The organism is Bartonella sp. MR168JLCBS (assembly GCF_042194175.1).
Genome location: NZ_JBHIMP010000070.1, coordinates 1 through 851 on the forward strand (window position 1 = coordinate 1; position 851 = coordinate 851).

Sequence of the window (851 nt, forward strand, 5' to 3'; positions counted from 1 at the left end):
CAAAAAACCTACATAAATAACAATGCCCAGCATGCACGGTACAACGAGATCACGCCTCAAATTCTGATCAATTGTTTTTGCATTCCATACTGGTAAACGACTGACCAAAAGAAAAGCAATAATCACAGTATAAAGGCTAAAAAATAATGCCCAGCTCCAACTTGGGACCAAACCAAGAGCTTCTAAATACATAGGCAATAAAAGCAATAACGCTCCTGCTGGTGCAGGAACACCAATAAAATAACTGCCCTGCCATTTTGGTATATCTACGTTATCCAACATCACATTAAAACGCGCTAAACGCAAACAACAAGCAACACAATAGACAAGTGCTGCGATCCAACCAACTTGGTACGCTTGATTTAAAACAAAGGAATAAACAATAAGCGCAGGAGCAACACCAAAATTAACAACATCAGCAAGAGAATCCATCTGCGCCCCAAAAGATGAACTCCCATCCATCAAACGGGCAACGCGGCCATCAGCCCCATCTAGGGTTGCTGCTAAAAGCACCATTAAAATAGCAGCCTCATAGCGATGCTCAAAAGCCAAACGAATACTGCTCATACCTGCGCAAATCGCCAAAATAGTAATGATATTGGGAACGATATAACGCATTGGTGTAGGCGACCGCCACCGATTTGCAACATCATCATGCTGCCCTTCAGGATTAAATGAAGAAAATAGTGAAAAATTTTTCATTGTTTTCCCTAATCGAATCTGAAGTCAATTGTAGCACTACTCTTATCGTCAAAAGAACCTAAAACTGTTTCTCCCGCAATTGCTGTCTGACCAACCGCAACACGTAATTTCACTTCAGTTGGTATATAAATATCAAGACGAGAACCAAA

The 851-nt window shown here is 40.9% G+C and carries 1 protein-coding gene and 1 pseudogene; both read right to left on the bottom strand.

Annotated features, from left to right (window positions below; all coding sequences use genetic code 11):
• A partial coding sequence (gene pssA, locus ACFIK8_RS09120) for a CDP-diacylglycerol--serine O-phosphatidyltransferase (protein WP_375669238.1) occupies window positions 1–702 on the bottom strand: 702 nt, incomplete at its 3' end.
• 8 nt (window positions 703–710) lie between these two features.
• Window positions 711–851, bottom strand: a pseudogene (locus ACFIK8_RS09125) (phosphatidylserine decarboxylase family protein); the annotation flags it as partial.